General features: G+C 68.3%; 21 protein-coding genes. 5 read left to right on the forward strand and 16 right to left on the reverse strand.

Annotation, left to right across the window (positions count from 1 at the left end):
• Positions 1–89 precede the first annotated feature (89 nt).
• From WG924_RS26960 to WG924_RS26970, 3 genes are read right to left on the reverse strand one after another with little or no spacing between them, the layout of a single operon-like run.
• The gene (locus WG924_RS26960) at positions 90–1,010 is read right to left on the reverse strand and encodes a hypothetical protein (protein WP_345936126.1); all 921 of its coding nucleotides are present in this window, start codon (positions 1,008–1,010) and stop codon (positions 90–92) included.
• On the reverse strand, positions 1,007–2,164 hold the full coding sequence (locus WG924_RS26965) for a nucleotidyltransferase family protein (protein WP_345936127.1): 1,158 nt from the start codon (positions 2,162–2,164) through the stop codon (positions 1,007–1,009). The genes WG924_RS26960 and WG924_RS26965 overlap by 4 nt, the downstream gene beginning before the upstream one ends.
• Before the next feature lie 55 nt (positions 2,165–2,219).
• Positions 2,220–2,744 (reverse strand): DUF1178 family protein, encoded by a 525-nt coding sequence (locus WG924_RS26970; RefSeq protein WP_345936128.1) that lies wholly within the window; start codon positions 2,742–2,744, stop codon positions 2,220–2,222.
• Between the two features lie 266 nt (positions 2,745–3,010).
• On the opposite strand from WG924_RS26970, the gene WG924_RS26975 reads away from it, so the two are divergent.
• Together WG924_RS26975 and WG924_RS26980 are read left to right on the forward strand one after the other, a co-directional pair.
• Positions 3,011–3,646 carry a peroxiredoxin gene (locus WG924_RS26975; RefSeq protein ID WP_345936129.1) on the forward strand — a complete coding sequence of 212 codons (636 nt, stop codon included), beginning with the start codon at positions 3,011–3,013 and terminating at the stop codon, positions 3,644–3,646.
• A gap of 204 nt (positions 3,647–3,850) precedes the next feature.
• On the forward strand, positions 3,851–4,738 hold the full coding sequence (locus WG924_RS26980; RefSeq protein ID WP_345936130.1) for an alpha/beta hydrolase family protein: 888 nt from the start codon (positions 3,851–3,853) through the stop codon (positions 4,736–4,738).
• Here the strand turns inward: WG924_RS26980 and WG924_RS26985 are convergent.
• Together WG924_RS26985 and WG924_RS26990 are read right to left on the reverse strand one after the other, a co-directional pair.
• A complete protein-coding gene (locus tag WG924_RS26985) occupies positions 4,656–5,846 on the reverse strand; it encodes an MFS transporter (RefSeq protein WP_345936149.1) in 1,191 nt (396 codons plus the stop codon). The two genes, WG924_RS26980 and WG924_RS26985, sit on opposite strands and share 83 nt — an antisense overlap.
• 223 nt (positions 5,847–6,069) lie before the next feature.
• On the reverse strand, positions 6,070–6,954 hold the full coding sequence (locus WG924_RS26990) for a LysR family transcriptional regulator (RefSeq protein WP_345936131.1): 885 nt from the start codon (positions 6,952–6,954) through the stop codon (positions 6,070–6,072).
• Positions 6,955–7,096: 142 nt separating this feature from the next.
• On the opposite strand from WG924_RS26990, the gene WG924_RS26995 reads away from it, so the two are divergent.
• Together WG924_RS26995 and WG924_RS27000 are read left to right on the forward strand one after the other, a co-directional pair.
• A complete protein-coding gene (locus WG924_RS26995; RefSeq protein WP_345936132.1) occupies positions 7,097–7,504 on the forward strand; it encodes a CidA/LrgA family protein in 408 nt (135 codons plus the stop codon).
• A complete protein-coding gene (locus WG924_RS27000) occupies positions 7,491–8,192 on the forward strand; it encodes an LrgB family protein (RefSeq protein ID WP_345936134.1) in 702 nt (233 codons plus the stop codon). Before WG924_RS26995 ends, WG924_RS27000 begins: the two co-directional genes overlap by 14 nt.
• A gap of 15 nt (positions 8,193–8,207) precedes the next feature.
• Here WG924_RS27000 and WG924_RS27005 read toward each other — a convergent pair whose 3' ends face one another.
• The 3 genes from WG924_RS27005 to WG924_RS27015 all read right to left on the reverse strand — a co-directional run bounded on the left by WG924_RS27005 (position 8,208) and on the right by WG924_RS27015 (position 10,326).
• Positions 8,208–9,095, reverse strand: a complete 888-nt coding sequence (locus WG924_RS27005; protein ID WP_345936135.1) for a carbon-nitrogen hydrolase family protein — start codon at positions 9,093–9,095, stop codon at positions 8,208–8,210.
• 6 nt (positions 9,096–9,101) lie between these two features.
• Positions 9,102–9,368, reverse strand: coding sequence for a glutaredoxin 3 (gene grxC, locus WG924_RS27010; RefSeq protein WP_345936136.1), 267 nt, complete (start codon positions 9,366–9,368; stop codon positions 9,102–9,104).
• 127 nt (positions 9,369–9,495) lie between these two features.
• A complete protein-coding gene (locus tag WG924_RS27015) occupies positions 9,496–10,326 on the reverse strand; it encodes a double zinc ribbon domain-containing protein (RefSeq protein ID WP_345936137.1) in 831 nt (276 codons plus the stop codon).
• 130 nt (positions 10,327–10,456) lie between these two features.
• Here WG924_RS27015 and WG924_RS27020 point away from each other — a divergent pair, with 130 nt between their 5' ends.
• The gene (locus WG924_RS27020; protein ID WP_345936138.1) at positions 10,457–11,365 is read left to right on the forward strand and encodes a methyltransferase domain-containing protein; all 909 of its coding nucleotides are present in this window, start codon (positions 10,457–10,459) and stop codon (positions 11,363–11,365) included.
• 25 nt (positions 11,366–11,390) lie between these two features.
• Here the strand turns inward: WG924_RS27020 and WG924_RS27025 are convergent, their stop codons facing one another.
• From WG924_RS27025 to WG924_RS27060, 8 genes are all read right to left on the reverse strand, one after another.
• On the reverse strand, positions 11,391–12,152 hold the full coding sequence (locus tag WG924_RS27025) for a hypothetical protein (protein ID WP_345936139.1): 762 nt from the start codon (positions 12,150–12,152) through the stop codon (positions 11,391–11,393).
• 32 nt (positions 12,153–12,184) lie between these two features.
• Positions 12,185–12,787: a hypothetical protein gene (locus WG924_RS27030; RefSeq protein ID WP_345936140.1), complete on the reverse strand. Its 603-nt coding sequence runs from the start codon at positions 12,785–12,787 to the stop codon at positions 12,185–12,187.
• A gap of 242 nt (positions 12,788–13,029) precedes the next feature.
• Entirely contained in the window at positions 13,030–14,010 is a 981-nt protein-coding gene (locus WG924_RS27035) for a dipeptide ABC transporter ATP-binding protein (RefSeq protein ID WP_345936141.1), read from the reverse strand.
• Entirely contained in the window at positions 14,003–15,046 is a 1,044-nt protein-coding gene (locus tag WG924_RS27040) for an oligopeptide/dipeptide ABC transporter ATP-binding protein (protein WP_345936142.1), read from the reverse strand. The genes WG924_RS27035 and WG924_RS27040 overlap by 8 nt, the downstream gene beginning before the upstream one ends.
• Positions 15,046–15,981: an ABC transporter permease subunit gene (locus tag WG924_RS27045; RefSeq protein ID WP_345936143.1), complete on the reverse strand. Its 936-nt coding sequence runs from the start codon at positions 15,979–15,981 to the stop codon at positions 15,046–15,048. The genes WG924_RS27040 and WG924_RS27045 overlap by 1 nt, the downstream gene beginning before the upstream one ends.
• A complete protein-coding gene (locus WG924_RS27050; RefSeq protein WP_345936144.1) occupies positions 15,971–16,981 on the reverse strand; it encodes an ABC transporter permease subunit in 1,011 nt (336 codons plus the stop codon). The genes WG924_RS27045 and WG924_RS27050 overlap by 11 nt, the downstream gene beginning before the upstream one ends.
• A 177-nt stretch (positions 16,982–17,158) precedes the next feature.
• Positions 17,159–18,754: an ABC transporter substrate-binding protein gene (locus WG924_RS27055; RefSeq protein WP_372044893.1), complete on the reverse strand. Its 1,596-nt coding sequence runs from the start codon at positions 18,752–18,754 to the stop codon at positions 17,159–17,161.
• A 238-nt stretch (positions 18,755–18,992) separates the two neighbouring features.
• Complete coding sequence (locus tag WG924_RS27060) at positions 18,993–20,015, reverse strand: glutathione S-transferase family protein (RefSeq protein WP_345936145.1); 1,023 nt, start codon at positions 20,013–20,015, stop codon at positions 18,993–18,995.
• Between the last annotated feature and the right edge of the window lie 128 nt (positions 20,016–20,143).

Consider the following 20,143-nt stretch of genomic DNA (forward strand, 5'->3'; position numbering starts at 1 on the left):
GAGGTGGAGGCGCGGGGCCGGAGGCACATCGTGTCGCCCGTCCCTGCTCGAATGGGAACTGTGCAGCGATGCGGCGACATGTGCCACCATTAATCTGATGGCAGCCCCTGACCGGCCGCGAATATCGGGGTCAATCGGTCCAGCAGGCGCGACAGATCGCCCGCGCGGGGCCGGGTGACGCGCCACACCGGCACCGCCGCCACAAGGCGGGTGGCGACCTGAAAGCCGATGCCGGGCCGGCCGAATGCAGCCAACAGGTGGCCGCCACGGATCTGCCCGAGGATCGCGGCCACCGCCGCCCCGGACGGAAGCCGGTCGATCGTCTCGCCGTCGCCAGCCTCAAGCACCACGATGGCCAAGGGGAGCTGGCGCCTGGTCGAGACCCGGTCGGGCATCAGGATCAGCTTGCCGGCGTCGCCGTTGAGGCGGAGCAGCCTCGCCGCATCCAGCCCCAACCGCCGGGCCGCGTCATCCGTCAGCTTCATCCCCGCCGTCGAGGGCACGACCTCAAGGGTCGCGGGGTCGATCACGGCTGTGTCATCGGTCAGGACCGCATGGCCGCGGGCGGCAAGCCCGGCCAGCGTGGTCGATTTGCCGGCACCGCTGGCACCGGTGATCAGCACCGCCCCCGCCGGCGTCGCGACGGCCGCCGCATGCAGCGGCACCAGCCCGCGCCGCAGGCAGATCAGGTCGAGCACGGCACCGGTCATGGTGCTGGCGATCAGCGCATCCGCGATGCCGGGCACGCGCTCGACGATCACCTCGCAGGCGCTGGTCATCAGCACCGCGCAGACACCATACAGATCCATCCGGGCATTGCCGCAGGCACCGACGATCGTGCGATTTGCCCCACCCGCGCGCGCATCGGCCGCCCCCGGCACCGGCGCCTCGCGGATGACGATATCGGGGACCGTGTCCGCGGCGACGTCGACACCCGCCAATGGCAGCGACGAGGCCACGATCCAGTCGCAGATCCGGCTTCGATAGGGTGGAAGCGCGGTTGGGATCATGTCACGCCTGCCGAGGCGCGACGCAGGCGGCGGGCGGCATAGAGCACGGGCCGCGCGGCCCAGAGCAGGCCATGGGGCAACGGCCAGTCGCGCGCGTCCTGAAGCGTCGGCGTGAGCATGAAATCGCGCAGCGCCGCGGCTTTGGCGCCCGGGCCGCTGGCAAGCCCGACCTCAAGACGCGCCATCGCCATCGGCGTCGGGCCGCCGGACATCGGATCGGCAAGCATCGCGACGATCCGGTGAACCAGCCCGGACGGCACCGTGCCGACGAAGCCCGCCAGTGCCGGCGGCGGCGTCACATCGTGCACCGCGCCCGCCAGCGCCAGCGCCAGACCGACATGCCTGGCCGACCCCGATCGCCGGGTCGTCTCGGCCACCGCCTCCCAGTCGAAACGGGCGCTCGGCGACGCGATCAGGTGCGAGATGTCGGCCAGCCATTTCAGCAGGCACCAGGCATGCGAGGCGCCGTGCCGGCAGAGATGAACGAAGATGTCGGGGAACGGATCGACAGGGACGGCCCGCCCCATCACCTGCACGGTGGCGAGTGGTGCGGCGGCATGATCCCGGCCCCCGCGATGGGCTGAGCGGGCCGCATGAAGCTCGACGATGCTGCCCTGGTCGTCGCTGTAAGGCAGTTCATGGGCATAGCGCGGCAGATCGGCCACCGCCACCCGGCCCAGATCGACCATCGGGGTGAAGCCATGAGCCAGGATCACCTCATGGGCTGCGACAAAGTCGTCCTCGGGCACCAGAAAGTCGACATCGCGGACATGACGGAGCCCCAGCCGGCCGTAAGCCAGCGCCGCAACCGGCAGGCCCTTCATCACGCGCGCGGAAATGCCCTCGGCCGCAAAGGCATCGAGCAGGCTGAACATGCGCGCGGCCAGTCGCGTGGTGATCATCGCGTCCCGCAGCGCCAAAGACCTGAGAGCGGCGGCCGCGGCCGCCGACAACCGCACATCCATGCCCGACAATCCGGCCGCCAGCAGCCCCGGCAACCTGTGCCGTTCCGCCAGCGCCACCATCAGATGCGAACTGGCATCGTCGAGGGGCGCGCCGCCGGCGTCCGGCGCAGGGCATGGCGCCGGGTGTGGCGCCGTGGCACGCCGGGCAAGCGTCCAGACCCGCCCGGCATCGGCGCGGGCCGGGTCCACCGGCATGTCTCCGCCTGCGGCTGCCTGACTGTCTGATATAAGATAGGAACCGCGATCAGCCGTCGTCACGGGGCAGCCAGGGAACCGCCGCGAAGGGGATGCCGTCCTCGCGCAGGCTCTCGGCCTCTTCCTCGGTGGTCTGGCCATAGATCGGACGCGCCTCGGTTTCGCCCAGATGCATGCTGCGGGCTTCCTCGGCAAAGCGGTCGCCGACGAAATCGCACGACGCCTCGACCTCGCGCCGGATCTCGCGCAGGCGCTTCATCACCTCGCCCTGTACCGCCATCAACCGCGCGGTGGCCGGGTCGGGCGTGGCTGCCGGAGCCGCGGGCACTTCACCACCGGTGGCCATGACATCACGGCCGGCATCAGCGTTGGCATCAGGGTCGGGCCGCGACGGCTCGCGGCCATGGGAGCGAATATTCAGCCGGGGCGCCATCATCGCCTTCACGATCCTGTCGTCCCCGCACACCGGGCAGCCGATCTCGCCGCTCGCGGCCTGGGCCGTGAAGCTGTCGCTGTCCTTGAACCACGCTTCGAAGCGATGGTCGGCGCCGCATTTGAGGTCGAAGACGATCATGATCCCCGCAAACCCGCATCTGGCCCGTCAGCCGACGGTCTTGAAGCTGTTCGTTATTCACTAGTAGATGGCACGCCGCCCCGTCCATCGCAAGCGCCGCCTCCGTCAATAAATAACTTTATAAATTTGTTATATAGAAAGTATTTACAGATTCATATTGAACGATCCAAGGAATCCCCGCATGATTTTCCAAGCGATATGGACAATCGGACCGCCGCCCCCCGGACAGGGCCGATGGGGGCCGGTTAGGGGAGGAGGGGTTGACGATGGCTCTGCAACTTGGCGACGTGGTGCCGAACTTCACCGCCGACACCACCCACGGCCGGATCGATTTTCACGACTGGGCCGGCGAGAACTGGGTGGTTCTGTTCTCGCACCCGAAGGATTTCACGCCCGTCTGCACCACCGAACTGGGCGAGGTCGCGCGCCTGCACGACGCCTTCGCCGCGCGTGGTGTGAAGGTCATCGCGCTGTCGGTCGACCGGGTTGAAGATCACCACCGCTGGCTGGGCGATATCGCCGAAACCCAGGGCCAGACGGTGACCTATCCGCTGATCGCCGACCCGGAGCGGGTGGTCGCGGGCCTGTATGGCATGATCCACCCCAATGCCAGCAACACCCTGACCGTGCGGTCGGTGTTCGTGATCGACCCCACGCGCAAGCTGCGGCTGACCCTCACCTATCCCGCCAGCACCGGTCGTGACTTCGCGGAAATCCTGCGGGTGATCGACAGCCTGCAACTGACCGACGGCTTCGCGGTCGCAACCCCGGTCAACTGGCGCCGGGGCGATGACGTCATCATCGTGCCGGCGGTGACCGATGCCGAGGCCGTGGCCCGCTTTCCCAAGGGCTTCAGGCGCCTGAAGCCCTATCTGCGCATCACGCCCCAGCCGGATATCTGAGGCAGGCCCAGCCTGCCTGACGACCGGATGGCGCGTTGATCGACTGGCCGGCCAGCCGGCCAGTCGCCGTTCCGCGTGAAGACCGCACCGTGCCTTGCCGCCGCCGGCGCCTCTGCCGTCGGCGGCATTTTTTCGCCGGGGCGTTTTATGTTGCCGCCAGTCATGACACGATGATGCCCAAGACAATAATGGAGGGATGCCCCCGTGACTATCGCCCGCATCCGCGGTCTGGTGCTGATGATGGCGGTCGCTGTTCTGGCGGGGATGGTGGCCGCGACGGCACCGGCGCGTGCCGCTGCCTGCAATGACCGCGATCTGCAGTATTTCGTGCCGGCCGGCAAGCTCGGGTGCCTGGCGGTCAACCGTTTCGGCCCCACCAATGCCGATACCCTGCTGGTCTTGTTGCATGGCGACCTGTCCAGCGGCGGGCCGGTCGACTATTTGCAGGATCTGGCGCGCGATCTGGCCGCAAGCCGCCAGGGGCTGGCAACCGCCGTGCTGATGCGCCCCGGCTATGGCGATGGCGCCGGCCATATCTCGGACGGCGCCACCAATGAACGGCGCGACCATTACACCCATGATGCCGCCAATGCGATCGCCGAGGCACTGCGCACCCTGCGCAGCCGCACCGGCGCCATGCGACTGGTGGTGCTGGGCCATTCCGGCGGCGCCAATCTGGCCGGTGTCATTCTGGGCCGCACGCCCGGGCTGATCGATCGGGCGATGCTGGTCTCATGCCCCTGCGACGTCGCCCGCTGGCGCCAGGATCGCGGCCGCGGGCCCTGGCCGAACAGCCTGTCGGCCATCGATCAGGTGAAGACCATTCCACGCCGCACCGGCGACGCCCCGACCCGGGTGGTGGTGGTCACCGGCCAGAACGACGACAACACCCCGCCCAGCCTGGGCCGCGATTACCGCCAGGCCCTGGAAGCGGCCGGTATCGCCGGCAGCTTTGTCGAGATCCCCGACGCCGGCCACGGCTTCAACGCCATCGCCCGCTCGCCCGTGTTCAAGGCCGCGCTGGCCGGCCTGCTGGATGGGGCACCACCGGCCGCGGGCAGCGCCGGTCCAGCCGGTGGGACAGCAGGCTGAAAGCCAGCCCGATGGCCGCGAGCGCCGCCCCGATCCAGGGGATGCGGTCATAGGGAAGGCCCTGGCCGATCGCAAGGCCACCGATCCAGGCGCCGGCGGCATTGCCCAGATTGAAGGCCCCCTGGTTGAGCGTGGAGGCCAGATTGGGCGCGCCCCGAGCCTCGGTCACCACCCGCATCTGAAGCGGCGAGACCAGCGCGAACGCCACCATCCCCCACAGGCACACCGTCAGCACCGCCGGCCAGACCGCATGGAGCGTCTGGGTGAAGGCCGCCAGCACCAGCATCACCGCCACGAACAGGCCGATCACCGCCGGCATCAGCCGCCAGTCGCCCAGCCGGCCGCCGATCAGATTGCCGATGGTCAGCCCCACGCCCAGCAGCAGCAGAACCAGCGTCACCCGCCCCGGCGCGATGCCGGTGACGTCCTGAAGCATGGGCACGATATAGGTGAACACACTGAACAGGCTGGCCGATGACAGCACGCTGATCAGCATGGCCAGCAGCACCTGCCTGCGGCCCAGGCTGCGCAGCTCGCCCAGCAGCCCGGCCGTGCCGGCATGCAGGGTCCGCGGCAGCCAGGCCCAGAGCGCGCCCGCCGCCACGATGCCGATCATCACCACCGCCCAGAAGGTCGACCGCCAGCCCAGTTCCTGGCCGAGCGCGGTTCCGAACGGCACCCCCAGCACATTGGCCAGCGTCAACCCTGAGAACATGATCGCGATCGCCTGACCGCGCTTTTCCGGTGCCACCACCTGGGCCGCGACCACGGCCCCCAGGCCGAAAAAGGCGCCATGGCAGAAGGCGGTCACCACCCGGGCCGCCATCAGCATCCGGTAATCGGGCGCCACCGCGCACAGCAGATTGCCCAGGATGAAGATCGCCATCAGCAACAGCAGAGCGCTGCGCCGGTTCATCGCCGCAGTCAGCACCGCCAGCACCGGCGCACCGAAGGTCACACCCAGCGCATAGCCGGTGACCAGCAGGCCCGCCGCCGGAATGTCGACGCCCAGATCCCGCGCCACATCGGGCAGCAGGCCCATGATGACGAATTCGGTGGTGCCGATGCCGAACGAGGCCAGCGCGATCGCCACCAGCGGCAGCGGCAGGCGGGCCGGTCGTGACCGGGGCGATGATGGGGAAGACGATGACGGGGAGGGCGATGACGGGGAGGGCGATGACGGGGAAGACATGGGGGCCGGATCTCCGGAACACGGATCGCGGTCGCGCGCTGCGGATGGCGCACGGCCCAGCCCCCGATATTGCACCGCAACAACGCCCGGCCAAAATGACTTGATCGCATATGGCCCATGCCGGGCCGGCATGCGGCGGTCAGCCCTGGCCATGCACCTCGCGGGTCAAGGCCAGCCAGGCCCGCGCGGCATGAGACAGATAACCGCCCCGCCGCCAGATCAGCGCCATGTGCCAATGCATCTCGGCATCGTCCAGCGCCACCAGCCGCACCGCCGGATGCCGGCGCTGTTCGGCGATCATCCGCGGCAGGAAGGCGATGCCCAGCCCGGCGGCGGCCAGTTCCACGATGAAATCGATCTGGCCGCTGCGCGCGGCCACCGTGGGCCTGAAGCCGTGGCGGCGGCAGGCATCGTTGATGATCTTGTTCAGCGCGAAGCCGCTTTCGAACATCACCAGCGGTTCATGCTCCAGCATCGGCATGTCGATCCGCATGGCCCCGGCCAGCGGATGGTTCAGGCTGAGCAGGGCGACCAGCGGCTCGGCCCGCACCGCCTGGACATCGAAATCCTCCGCCACCGGCAGCAGCGATGCCGCCATGTCGATCTCGCCCGCCAGCAGCACCTCTTCCAGCCGTTTGCTGCCATGTTCCACCAGACCGATCTCGATCCCCGGATAGCGGCTGCGGAACATGGCGAATAGCGGCGCGAACAGGGTGGCCGATCCCAGCGGCGGCAGGCCCAGGGTCAGCGTGCCGCGTTTCAGCCCGCGCAACTCGTCCATCTCGGCGATCATGTCGTCGCGTTCGGCCAGCATCGCCAGCGCCCGGCGATAGACGATGCGTCCGGCCTCGGTCAACTCGCTGCGATGCCCCACACGGTCGAGCAGCGGCGTGCCCAACTGGTCTTCCAGTTGTTTCACCGCCTTGCTGATTGTGGGCTGGGTGGTGTTCACCACCTTGGCCGCCTGCGAGAAGCCCCCCTGGCGGACCACCTCGACAAAGGCCCTCAACGTGCGCAGTTCCATCAACCCTGTCCCGGTTTCATCGATCCCGTTCCGATCCGTCGCCTATGTATTCCACGATCGCATTCTCAGAATGCAATCAATTCATTTTCGACATGCCGCGATGCAGCATACACTGATTTCAGAACCTTAGAGGATCAGACCCATGCGCCGCCAGAGGCTTGCCGCCGCCATCCGTCATACGCTCCACCGCAACCGCCTGATGCAGATCGCGCTGCTGGCCGGTTTCTGGGCCTGTGGCGAAGCGCTGGTCCGCCAACTGCACCTGCCGGTGCCGGGCGGGATCATCGGCATGGCCGTGGTTCTGGTGCTGCTGGCCACCCACCGCATCCGGCCCGACACGCTGGGCCGGGGCGCGAAATGGCTGCTGGCCGAAATGCTGCTGTTCTTCGTGCCTGCCGTGATGGCCCTGCTCGACCACCACGAATTCATCGGCGCGCTGGGCCTGAAGCTGCTGGCGGTGATCCTGACCGGCACGCTGATGGTGATGGCGTCCACCGCGCTGACCGTGGAACTGTTCTTCCGGTTGAGGACGCGTCATGACCCTGCCTGACGATCCCGCGACACTGCTGTTCTGGCCCGCCGCCACCATCGGCTTCTATATCGGCGCCCGGGCGCTGAACCGGCTGCACCCGGCATGGTACACCTCGCCGCTTCTGGTGACGCCGGCGCTGTTGATCGGCCTCGCCACCCTGCTCCGCGCCGGTTATGGCGATTACAGCCGCGGCAGCCACTGGCTGACCCTGATGATCGGCCCGGCCACGGTCGCCTTCGCCCTGCCGATCTATGAACGCCGCGCCGTGATCCGCCGCCATTGGCCGGTTCTGGCACTGGGTGTGGCCATCGGCAGCAGCATCGCCATGGCCAGCGCCTGGGTGATGGCCGATCTTCTGGGCCTGTCCGACCAGTTGGCACGCAGCCTGATGCCGCGCTCGGTGACCATGCCCTTCGCCATGGCGGTGTCGGACGATATCGGCGGCCTGCCCGACCTGACCGCGGTGTTCGTGATCCTGACCGGTGTCTGCGGTGCCGCGATCGGCGAGGTGATGCTCAACTGGCTGCCGCTGCGCTCGGCGCTGGCCCGTGGCGCGCTGTTCGGCATGGGCGCCCATGGCGCCGGCGTCGCCAAGGCCCATCAGATCGGTACCGAGGAAGGCTCCATCGCCGGGCTGGTGATGGTTCTGGCCGGGTTGTTCAACGTGCTGATGGCACCGGTTCTGGCGGCGGTGATGAGCGCCTGACCTGCGGTTTCCCCGTCACGGCGCCAGAAAATCCCGCCGGTTCGACAGCGACGGCACCTTGGCGCGGGCGTCGGTCACCGCCGCCGGGTCGATATCGGCGAAGATCACCGTCTCGCCGGTCTCGTCCGCCGCCTCCGCCACCACCCGGCCCCAGGGGTCGACGATCAGGCTGTGGCCATAGGTCCGCCGGCCGGGGTAATGCTCGCCGGTCTGTGCCGGGGCCATCACCCAGGCGCCGCATTCGATGGCGCGGGCACGGATCAACGCATGCCAGTGGGCGCGGCCGGTGGGCACGGTGAACGCCGAGGGGATGGCGATGATCGTGGCCCCGGCCGTGGCCAGTGCCTGATACAGCGCCGGAAACCGAAGGTCATAGCAGATCGACAGCCCCATCCGGCCGGCGGGGGTATCGATCACCACCGCACGGCCGCCGGGGCGATAGCGGTCGCTTTCGCGATAGCTCTGGCCATCGGCCAGATCGCCGACATCGAACAGATGGATCTTGTCGTATCGGGCGGCGATCCGCCCCTGGCCGTCGAACACCAGCGTGCGGTTGGCCAGCCGGTCATCCTCCGCATCGCCGGTTGCCACCGCCAGTGATCCGCAATGCAGCCAGATGCCATGGTGGCGGGCGATCGCGGCGAAGCGGCCGACGGCGGGGTGGTCGTCTTCGATCACCGCCGCCGCGCGCTGTTCGGGCCCGGGGGCCAGCATCGCCGACATTTCGGGCAGCATGGCCAGCGCGGCGCCGCCTGCCGCCGCCCGGCCGACGGCCTCATCGATCCGGTCCAGCCCGCCCGCCATGTCCGGCGTCGCGGTGGTCTGGATGCAGGCGACACGCACCACCCCCGCCGGCACGGGGTCGGCGGCGGCGGCTGAGCGCGTGGCAGTGTTCCGGGTCATCAGCGGTCAGGCCGGGCTGCCGGCAAGCAGCGGGTCCAGCTTGCCCGCCCGCTCCAGCGCATGCAGTTCGTCGGACCCGCCGACATGCTGGCCGTCGATGAAGATCTGCGGCACCGAGGTCCGGCCGCCGGCCTTTTCGACCATCTGGGCGCGCAAGGCCCGATCGCCATAGACATCGATATCGGTGTAGCTGACGCCCTTGCGATCAAGCAGCGACTTGGCGCGCGCGCAATAGGGGCAGATCGGCGTGGAATAGATAATAACGTCGGCCACGATACCCTCGACTTCCTTCCGTGAACGGGACGGCCTGTATCGGCCGCAAGGCGTGTTGGCAATGATATAGGGGCGATCGCCCGCGCTCAAAGCCCCGGCGTGACGCAGCCATGCCCTTCGACGCGGTTCATACCGCAAGGACGGTCGGATCGGCCATATGACGGATGCCGTCGCCCGGTGCCGGCACCCGGGCCGCGGCCACCACCACCACCGAGGCGGCGCCGGCCCGCAGCAATGCCCGCGCGCAGGCATCGGCGGTGGCGCCGGTGGTCATCACGTCATCGACCAGCAGCACCCGCGCGCCCGACAGCCGGGCGCGGATATCCGCCGATGCCGGCACCGCCATCGCGCCGCTGACATTGCGCGCCCGCGCGGCCCTGCCCTTGTTGCCCTGGATCGGGGTTGCGCGGCGCCGGCGCAGCATGCCCGGCTGATGGCGGCAGCCCAGCCGCGCCGCCAGATCGCGGGCGATCAGCGCCGCCTGATTGTCGCGGCGCCGCAACCGCCGGCGCCAGTGCAGGGGCACCGGCACCACCATATCCACGGGCCCCAGCCCCGCCGCCACCGGCGCCATCAGCCCGGCCAGCAGCGGTGCCAGATGCCCGGCATCGCCATGTTTCAACGCCAGCACCAGCCGTTTCGACGCGCCATCATAGATCAGCGGCGCACGGGCGGCGCTGAAGGCCGGCGGATGGGCGGCACAGCCACCACAGATCGCGGGGCCGCCCGGATCGACCGGCAGCGGCACGCCGCAGCAATCGCAAACCGGGCCGGTCACGAAGCCCAGCCCCGACCAGCACGCCGCGCACAGCCCCGGCTGATCGACCGGCGCCCGGCACAGCCCGCAAAGCGGCGGCAGGGCCGCATCCAGCACCGCCCGCGCCAGCCGTGCCAGCAGGCCGCGTGCCGCCGCCAACCGGCGCGGCGCGACCGGTGCCTGATCATCGACCAGCGTCATGCCATAACCTCTGATGCAGATATCCACCCATCACGTGCGCCATACGATCATGCGTCATCCCGTCATGCCAAGGCAAGCACATGGCGCCCGGCATCTGGACGCGCGGCGCCATGTGCCATATACCGGTGCCATGAGCGATATCATCCAGGTGTTCGACCGTGCGCTTCTGCGCCGCCGGCGCGACCGCGCCGCCCGCGCCGGCGGCGATCACGGCTTCATGGTCCGGGAAGTGGCGGAACGGCTGGCCGACAGGCTGGACGACGTGCTGCGCAGCTTTCCCCGCGCCCTGCTGATCGGATCGCGCGATGGCGCCACCCGACCGCTGTTCCAGGGCCGGCGCGGGATCGAGGCCCTGGTCGGGGTGGAATTGTCCGAGGCCATGGCCGCGCGCGATCCGGGCCCGGTGGTGGTGGCCGACGAGGAACGGCTGCCGGTCGCCGACAATTCGGTCGATCTGGCGATCGGCCAGTTCTCGCTGCACTGGACCAACGACCTGCCCGGCGCGCTGATCCAGATCGAGCGCGCGCTGGTGCCCGACGGGCTGTTTCTGGGCGCGATCGCCGGTGGCAACAGCCTGACCGAACTGCGTCAGGCGCTGACCCAGGCCGAAATCGAGATCGATGGCGGGCTGTCGCCGCGGGTGTCGCCCTTCGCCCAGTTGATCGATGCGGCCGGGCTGATGCAGCGGGCAGGGTTCCAGTTGCCGGTGATCGATGTCGATACCATCACGCTGGCCTATCCGCATCCGCTGAAGCTGATGGCGGAACTGCGCATGATCGGCGGCACCAATGCATTGGCCGATCGCCGCCGCAGCCCGTTGAAGCGGGCGGTGCTGATGCGCGCCGCCGAGATTTATCAGCAGCGCTTCAGCCGACCAGATGGCCGCGTCACCGCCACGCTCGACATCATCCACATGGCGGGCTGGAAGGCCGCCGCCGGCCAGCCCCAGCCGCGCAAGCGCGGCAGCGCCGACACCGCGATGAGCGACATGCTGGCCCGCATCGCCGCCCAGACACCACCGGGCGACGGTCCGCACTGATCCCCTGCCGACGTCAGACCAGCCCTTACGGCTGAACATCCACCGGAGCAAGCCGGGCTGAAAAGAGATGCCATCGCTCGGCCTCGGCGGACGCACCGACACCCGGCACGACCCGATGCAGCGTATAATGGCCACGGAAATGCTGGCGGCGGCCATCGGTCAGAACCGCATGGACGTCGACCGGCACATCGACCCATCGCTGGCTCATGCCGGCATCGCCGTTGACCGGCCTGCCGGTGACCACGCGCGACTGCGCCGTGGCGTCGAAGCCGTCTCGAAAGGCCGTGAAACTCTGGCCGCTCGCCTGACCCTGCCGATCCCACAGCAGATAGGCCGCGCGGTAATCTTTCCGGTCAATCGCCGCATAATAGGCATCGAGCACACATCGCGGATCTTCTTCGGCTGCGACCACAGACGGCACCACTGCGGCGATCGCCGCAAAGATCAAGGCCGGCAGCATTTTCATCGTCGTCTCCTTCATGCATCGCCGAAAAGACAACCGAAGACCCTGCGGGTCTGCAAGGCTCATATGTATGACGTTTTGCTGATCTGTGTTGTGAACGGTCGCGTCTGCGCGGCCGGATCCGCACAGGCCCCACGTCCGCGGAGGATGGCGGGCGCGGAGGATGGCGGGCTCCGGAAACCTGAATGCCGGCGCCGATGCGCGGATCGACGGGCCATCGGTCGACGCTCGCTCTCTGTCTCCAGATGATCTCGACAGGACGCAGATCTTGACCGCGCGCGACTTTCTGTTTCTGCAAAAAATGGCTGCCATAGCGACGGGCAAGGCAGAGCCGGCCCTTCACCCCCACCCGGTCGTCACCCCACCCGGCTGATCGCCAGATCACGGCCAAGCTGGTCGGCGCGGACTGCCTGGACCGAGCGATAAGCGGCAACCACCGCCGAGGCTTCCGGCCGGTTGGCCAGGAAATCGGTGAACAGGCCAAACAGGCCGGTGGTGGCGGCGCTGGTGCTGGTGTTGGCGGCGGCTGTCGATGCAGCGGCGCTGGCGGCACGGGTGGCGCCGGCATCCGGCCCTCGTGGGTCGGCCGCGGCGGCGGTTGCCGCATAACGGTCGGCCGCCTGGGCCTGGGTGGTGGGCGCGCGGGTATTGATGTTGGCCGCCGCGAAATCGGGGTTGCCCGCCAGATCGATCAAGGCTGCCAGGGTGCCGGTGCTGAGCGGCCGCGCGAAGCCGCGCTGGCCGTTCTGCCGCCGCTCCTGATCGCGCAGTTGATCGTCGAAACTGCCCTGATCGAAGCTGCCATCAGCATCGCTGCCATAGGCGGCGACCGGGTCGATCGCCCGGATACTCTCAGCCCAGCCCTCTCTGTCGCCGCCCTGCGGCCGCACGGCACCGCCGGCCCAGCCCTGCAACGGGCGGGCCGCATCGGTGCGGCGGATGGGATCGAGGACGGCCATGACGGCGCGGGCTCCGGTTCCGGGTGGCTGAACGACAGGTTAAGGTCGCGTAAAATGCCTTGGATCATCGGACTTTAGCCCACAGCGAGCCCACGCGCCAGCGGCTGTTGCAGGGCCGGTCGATGACCGTTGAGCGGCGCATGACCCGTCACCATCACCTGAAACGCCCCTTCTGTGACCGGATCGCGGCACAGTCGGGGCGTTCAAGGGGCAAGAGTGTGCGGAAACCGCTGCGCTTCGGGTCAATCGAGCGCCAGCACCTCCTCGGCACGGTGGCAGGCGACCATGCGACCGGCCACGGGCCGAAGCTCCGGGCGCTCCACGGCACAGCGATCGATCATCATCGGGCAGCGGCGGTGGAAGGTACACCCCGGCGGCGGCGCCAGCGGCGACGGCAATTCGCCGCCGATCGGCACCTTCGCCGCGCGTTCATCGGGGTCGATGCGCGGGGTGGAGGCCAGCAGCGCCCGGGTGTAGGGATGCGCCGCCTTCTGGAACAGCAGGTCGCGCGGCGCCTGTTCCACCGCCCGGCCCAGATACATCACCATCACCTCGTCGGCGATGTGGCGCACCACCGACAGGTCATGGCTGATGAACACATAGGCGACACCGAATTCGCGCTGCAGATCGATCAGCAGGTTCAGCACCTGGGCCTGGATCGAGACATCCAGCGCCGAGACCGGTTCATCGGCCACCACCACCGCCGGGTCGAGCATCAGCGCCCGGGCGATCGCCACCCGCTGGCGCTGCCCGCCCGAGAACATATGCGGATAGCGCCCCGCCTGTTCCGGCCGCAGGCCCACCTTGGCCATCATCTCGGCCACCCGCGCCGCGCGGGCCGCGCGGTCCAGGTCGGTGTTGATCGCCAGCGGCTCATCGAGCGTCTGGGCCACGGTCTTGCGCGGGTTCAGCGAGGCATAAGGGTTCTGGAACACCATCTGCACCCGCCGGCGCATGGCGCGCACCGTGGCCGCATTCGCGCTGGCGACATCGGTGCCGCCGATCGAGAGCCGGCCGGTGGTCGGCTTCTCGATCATCACCAATTGGCGGGCGAGCGTCGACTTGCCGCAACCGCTTTCGCCCACCACCGCCAGCGTCCGGCCGGGCTCGACCTGGAAGCTGACGCCATCCAGCGCCTTCAGGACCGCATGGCCCTTCAGGAAACCCAGCGGCACGTCGTAATGGCGGGCCAGATCATCCGCGATCAGGATCGGATCAGCCATGGATCACCTCGGCGGTATCGGCGACGCGGGTCGGGCGGCCGGCATCGTCGAGCGGCGTATGGCAGCGGACCATCGCCGCCGACACACCCGTACCGATTCCCGCCGCGTCCTGTGGCCAGGGCCGGAGTGCCGGCTGCACCGCCACGCAATCTGCGGTCGCATGCGGGCAGCGCGGGTTCAGCAGACAGCCGGTGGGCCGGTCATATTGGCCGGGCACGACGCCGGGAATGGCGTTCAGCCGCCGTTTGCCCGCCGCCCGTTCCGGCAGCGCCTCCAGCAGGGCGGCGGTATAGGGATGGCGGGGGTGGCGGAAGATCTGCGGCACATCCCCCACCTCCACCACCTGGCCCGCATACATCACCGCCACCCGTTTCGCGGTTTCGGCGACCACCGCCAGATCATGGGTGATCAGGATCAGCGCCATGCCCCGATCGCGCTGCAGGCTGAGCAGCAGATCCAGGATCTGGGCCTGGATGGTGACATCCAGCGCCGTGGTGGGTTCATCGGCGATCAGCAGGCGCGGATTGCAGGCGATCGCCATGGCGATCACCACCCGCTGGTTCATGCCCCCCGACAACTGGTGCGGATAGGCGTCGATGCGCGATTTCGCGTCGGGGATGCCGACCTGCGCCAGCAGGTCGATCGCCCGGTCGCGCAATTGCCGGCGGTTGCCGCCCTCATGCACCTTCAGCGCCTCGATGATCTGGAAGCCGACGGTGAAGCAGGGGTTCAGGCTGGTCAGGGGATCCTGGAACACCATCGCCACATCGCGGCCGGTGAGGCGGCGGCGGGCGCGGGGCGACAGGGTCAGCAGGTCGGTACCGTCGAATCGGGCGGTGCGGGCGGTGACGGTGGCGGTCGCGGGCAGCAGGCCCATGATGGCCAGCGAGCTGACGCTCTTGCCGGACCCGCTTTCGCCGACGATCCCCAGCACCTCGCCCGCATCGACGCTGAGCGAGATGTCGTCGACGGCACGGAAGGCCCGTCTGCCCGCGCCGAAGGTGACGGTCAGCCCGTCGATTTCGAGCAGAGACATCAGCGTTTCATCCTGGGATCGAGGGCATCGCGCAATCCGTCGCCGAGCAGGTTGAAGGCCAGCACGGTGATCAGGATCGCCAACCCCGGCAGGGTCACCACCCACCAGGCGCGCTGGATGTATTGCAGCACGCCGGCCAGCATCGTGCCCCATTCAGGGGTCGGCGGCTGGGCGCCCAGGCCCAGGAAGCCCAGCGCCGCCGCATCCAGGATCGCGGTGGAGAAGCCCAGCGTCGCCTGCACGATCAAGGGCGCCATGCAATTGGGCAGGATCGCCTGGAACATCAGCCGCAGCGGCCGCGCGCCGGCAAGGCGCGAGGCAGTGACATATTCCTTGTTGACCTCGCCCATCGCGGCCGCCCGGGTCAGACGCACATAATGCGGCAGCACCACGATCGCGATCGCGAACATGGCATTGGCAAGACCGGGGCCCAGGATCGCCACGATCGCGATCGCCAGCAGCAGGCTGGGCAGGGCCAGCATGACATCCATCAGCCGCATGATCAGCGTGTCGACCACGCCGCCGAAGAAGCCGGCCACCAGACCCAGCAGGATGCCGGCGGCCAGCGACAGGGTGACGACGATGATGCCGATCAGCAGGCTGAGCCGGGCACCGTGGATCAGGCGCGAGAGCATGTCGCGTCCGACATCGTCGGTGCCGAGCGGATAGACCCAGTTGCCGCCCTCGACGAAGGCCGGCGGCAGCAGCAGGGCGTCGCGGAACTGGGCGTTCGGGCTGTGCGGCGCCACCAGATCGGCGAACACCGCCAGAAACGCGATCACCAGGATGATCGCCAGGCCGGCGACGGCGCCGGGATTGCGTTTGAAATCGGCCCAGAAGGCCAGGATGGCCCGGGGCGGCACCGGTGCGCCGGTGCCGGCCGGGGCCGCCGCCGGCAGACCGGCCGGCGGCGGCAGGTTGCTGTCAGCGTGCATGTCGGATCCGCGGATTGATGATGCCATAGAGAAGATCGACGATCAGGTTGACCACGATCACGACGCAGGACACCAGCAGGATGCCGCCCTGCACCGAGGGGTAATCCCGCCGGCCGATCGACTCGATCAGCCATTTGCCGATCCCCGGCCAGGCGAAGATGGTCTCGGTCAGGATCGCCCCGGCCAGCAGCAGGCCCACCTGCAACCCGATCACGGTGATCACCGGGATCAGCGCATTGCGCAGGGCATGCACCAGCACCACGCGCACCGGGTTCAGCCCCTTGGCGCGGGCGGTGCGGACATAGTCCTCGCCCAGAACCTCCAGCATCGACGACCGGGTCATCCGGGCAACCACCGCCAGCGGAATGGTGCCCAGCACGATGGCCGGCAGCACCAGATGATGCAGCGCCGACCAGAAAGCCTCGGGTTCGTCCGACAGCAGCGTGTCGATCAGCATGAACCCGGTCACCGGCTCCACGTAATAGAGCACGCTGATCCGGCCCGAGACCGGCGTCCAGCCCAGCGTCACCGAAAACAGCAGGATCAGCAGCAGGCCCCACCAGAAGATCGGCATCGAATAGCCGGTCAGGGCGCCGGCCATCACGGTGTGATCGAGTGCGGTTCCACGGCGCACGGCGGCGATGATCCCGGCGGGCAGGCCGATGATCAGCGCAAACAGCATGGCGGTGACGCTGAGTTCCAACGTGGCCGGAAACAGGGTCATGAACTCGTCCAGCACCGGCGTGCGAGTGACCAGCGAGCGCCCGAAATCCCCGTGCAGCAGGGACCACAGATACATCACGTATTGCTCGATCATCGGACGGTCGAGGCCGAGCTGCGCCATCATCTGGGCGTGGCGTTCGGGCGACATGCCGCGTTCACCGGCGAGCATGGCCACCGGGTCACCGGGGATCAGCCGGATCAGGATAAAGGCGAACAGGGTGACGCCAAGGAAGGTCGGAATGACCAGGCCCAGGCGTCGGAACACAAAAGCGAACATTCAGGAACGACCGCGCAAGCGGCACGGGCCGGCATCGTCCGCGGGAGCCAGGGCAAATCCGTCGGGGGCAGATGTCAGATCGGGATGGGCGCCTCAAGCGGTGGGCGGATGGCGGCGCGCGGCCCGAAAACCGCCCGTCACCACCCGCCGCACCCGCGGTCTCAGCGGGCCTGCGCCTCAGTCCTTGAGGCTCGGGCCATAGAAGTAATGGCCACCGAGCGGATCGATCCGCCAATCCTGCACCTCGGGCCGGATCGGCTGATACACCACCGAATGGGCGATGGTGATCCAGGGCGCCTGTTCCTTGAACACGACCTGCGCCTCTTCATACAGCTTGGTCCGCTCGCCCTGATCGGCGACGGTCTTGGCCTTCATGATCAGGTCGTCGAACGGCTTGTAGCACCAGCCGGCATAGTTGGAGCCGCCATTGGCCGCGTCGCAGCCAAGCAGCACCGCCAGGAAGTTGTCGGGATCGCCATTGTCGCCGGTCCAGCCCAGCAGCAGGGTCTGGTGCTCTCCGGCCTGGGCGCGCTTCAGATACTCGCCCCACTCATAGGAGACGATATTGGCCTTCACGCCGATCGCGGCCCAGTCGGCCTGGATCATCTCGGCCATGCGCCGCGCGCCGGGGTTATAGGGCCGCTGCACCGGCATCGCCCAGATATCGGTCTCGAACCCGCCCTCAAGGCCGGCTTCCTTCAGCAGCGCCTTGGCCTGCTCGGGGTCGTAGGGGTAATCCTCGACCTTGTCGTTATACGACCAGATGGTCGGGGGGATCGGGTTCTTGGCGACCTTGCCGGCACCCTGATAGATCGCCTCGATGATCGCCGCCTTGTTGGTCGCCAGGTTCAGCGCCTGGCGGACCTTGACGTCATCGAACGGCTTCTTGCGCACGTTGAACGCCAGATAGCCGATGTTCAGCCCTTCCTGCGACATCAGGTTGACGTCGGGGTCGCTGCGCATCTGCGCCAGATCGGCCGGGTTGGGGAACGGCATCACATGACATTCGCCGGCCTTGATCTTGGCATAGCGCACCGAGGCGTCGGGCGTGATCGCGAAGACCAGCGTGTCGATATCGCCCTTGCCGCGCCAGTAATCGGGATGCGCCTTATAGCGGATCACCGCGTCCTTCTGGTAATTGACCAGTTGGAACGGGCCGGTGCCCACCGGCTCAAGATCGACTTTCTCGGGCGTGCCGGCCACCTGCATCTTGTCGGCATATTCGGCCGACAGGATCGAGGCGAAATCCATCGCCATATTGGCGATGAACGGTGCTTCCGGGCGATTCAGCACAAAGCGGACGGTCTGGTCGTCGACCTTCTCGACCGCTTTGAGCAGCGACGGCATGCTCATGCCCTGGAAGTATTCATACGTGCCCCCCGACACCTTGTGGTACGGGTGCTCGGGGTTCAACTGACGCTCGAAGCTGTAGACCACATCATCGGCGTTGAAGTCGCGGCTGGGGGTGAACCCCTTGGTCGACTGGAACTTCACACCCTTGCGCAGGTGGAAGGTGTAGGTCAGGCCGTCATCCGAGACGTCATAGCGCTCGGCCAGGCCCGGCTTCACCGTCGTCGTGCCGCGCTCGAATTCCACCAGCCGGTTGTAGACGTTGCGCGAACTGGCATCGAAGGTCGTGCCTGAGGTGAAGAGCTGCGGGTTGAACCCCTCGGGGCTCCCCTCCGAGCAGTACACCATCGTCTTCGCCTCGGCGGCACCAACCGCACCGAGCAGGGCCACGGCAGCCGCCGCACCCATCAGAGCCTTGTACATGAAGTCTCCCTCCGGAAATCGCTCCGCCGGCACTGACCTCGGCAGCATCTCCCCCAAGATGCCGGTGACCCTTGGCCCCTCTCCTGCCCGCGGATTTCCATCGAGCCTATGCCAGCAGCGATACAACCGTCAACGCCAGTGGAACACACGCCCGCGCTTCATGTGGTATACCATCAGGACGCCTCTGGTTGGGACGCACGCGTGATGGGCGAGGGCCCCGACGACCGCATCTCCGGCCTCACAACCCCGGCGGCGTCGGCGCCGGAAACGCCGGGTTCACCACCAGCGGGTCGTCTGGCCCCACCGGCACCACCCGGGTCGGGTTGATGGTGGTGTGGCTCCAGTAATAATGCCAGCGGATATGGGTGTCATCGATGGTCGCGGCCACGGCCGGGACGGCCGCGATACGGGCGGTCAGCGCGCGCAGCATGCGGTAATCCGCAATCCGCCGGCGGTTGCATTTGAAATGGCCATGATAGACCGGGTCGAAGCGGATCAGGGTGGTGAACAGCCTGAGATCGGCCTCGGTCATCCGCCCGCCGACCAGCCAGCCGGCGCCGGCCGCCAGGCGTGCCTCCATCTGGTCGAGGGCCGCGAACAACGGCTCGACCGCGTCCTCATAGGCCGCCTGGGTGGTGGCGAAGCCGGCCTTGTAGACGCCGTTGTTGATCGCGTCATAAACCACCGCGTTGACCGCGTCGATCTCGTCCCGCAGGTCATCCGGGCACAACACCAGATCCGGATTGCCATGGGCCGGCGCCAGATGGTCGAAGGCTCGGTCCAGCATCCGCACCAGCTCGGCGCTCTCGTTGTTCACGATCGTGGCGCGCTCGCGGTCCCACAGCACCGGCACCGTCACCCGGCCGGTATAGGTGGGGTTGGCCGCGGCATAAACCTGATGCATCGCCGCGTGGCTGGCCAGATGGTCGCCGGTCGCGCCCGCGAAGGCCGGCGCATCGGGCCCTGCCTCCACCGGCGCGCCGAAGGTCCAGCCGGCGCCGCCCATGCGCGGGTCGACGACGCTGACCGAAATCGCATCCTCCAGCCGCTTCAGCTTGCGCCAGATCAGCGTGCGATGCGCCCAGGGGCAGGCCAGCGACACATACAGATGATAGCGGCCGGGCACCGCCGGCAGGCCGTCGTCATCCGGGGTCAATGCCAGCCGGTCGCGGAAGCGGCTGGCCTCGCGTTCGAAACGACCGCCGGATTTCGCGGTATCGTACCAGCGATCGTGCCAGACGCCGTCGATCATCACGCCCATGATGGTCGCCTCTCTGGTTGATGTCCTGGAAAGCGGCCCGGGGCCCGGCGGGGGGGGCCGCCCCCCCCCCGGCCCCGGCGCGCGCCGGGGGGGGGGCGGGCGGCCGGGCGCGGTTTGGGGACACACGC

The sequence above is a fragment of the Tistrella arctica genome, assembly GCF_039630945.1.
GTDB lineage: Bacteria > Pseudomonadota > Alphaproteobacteria > Tistrellales > Tistrellaceae > Tistrella > Tistrella bauzanensis.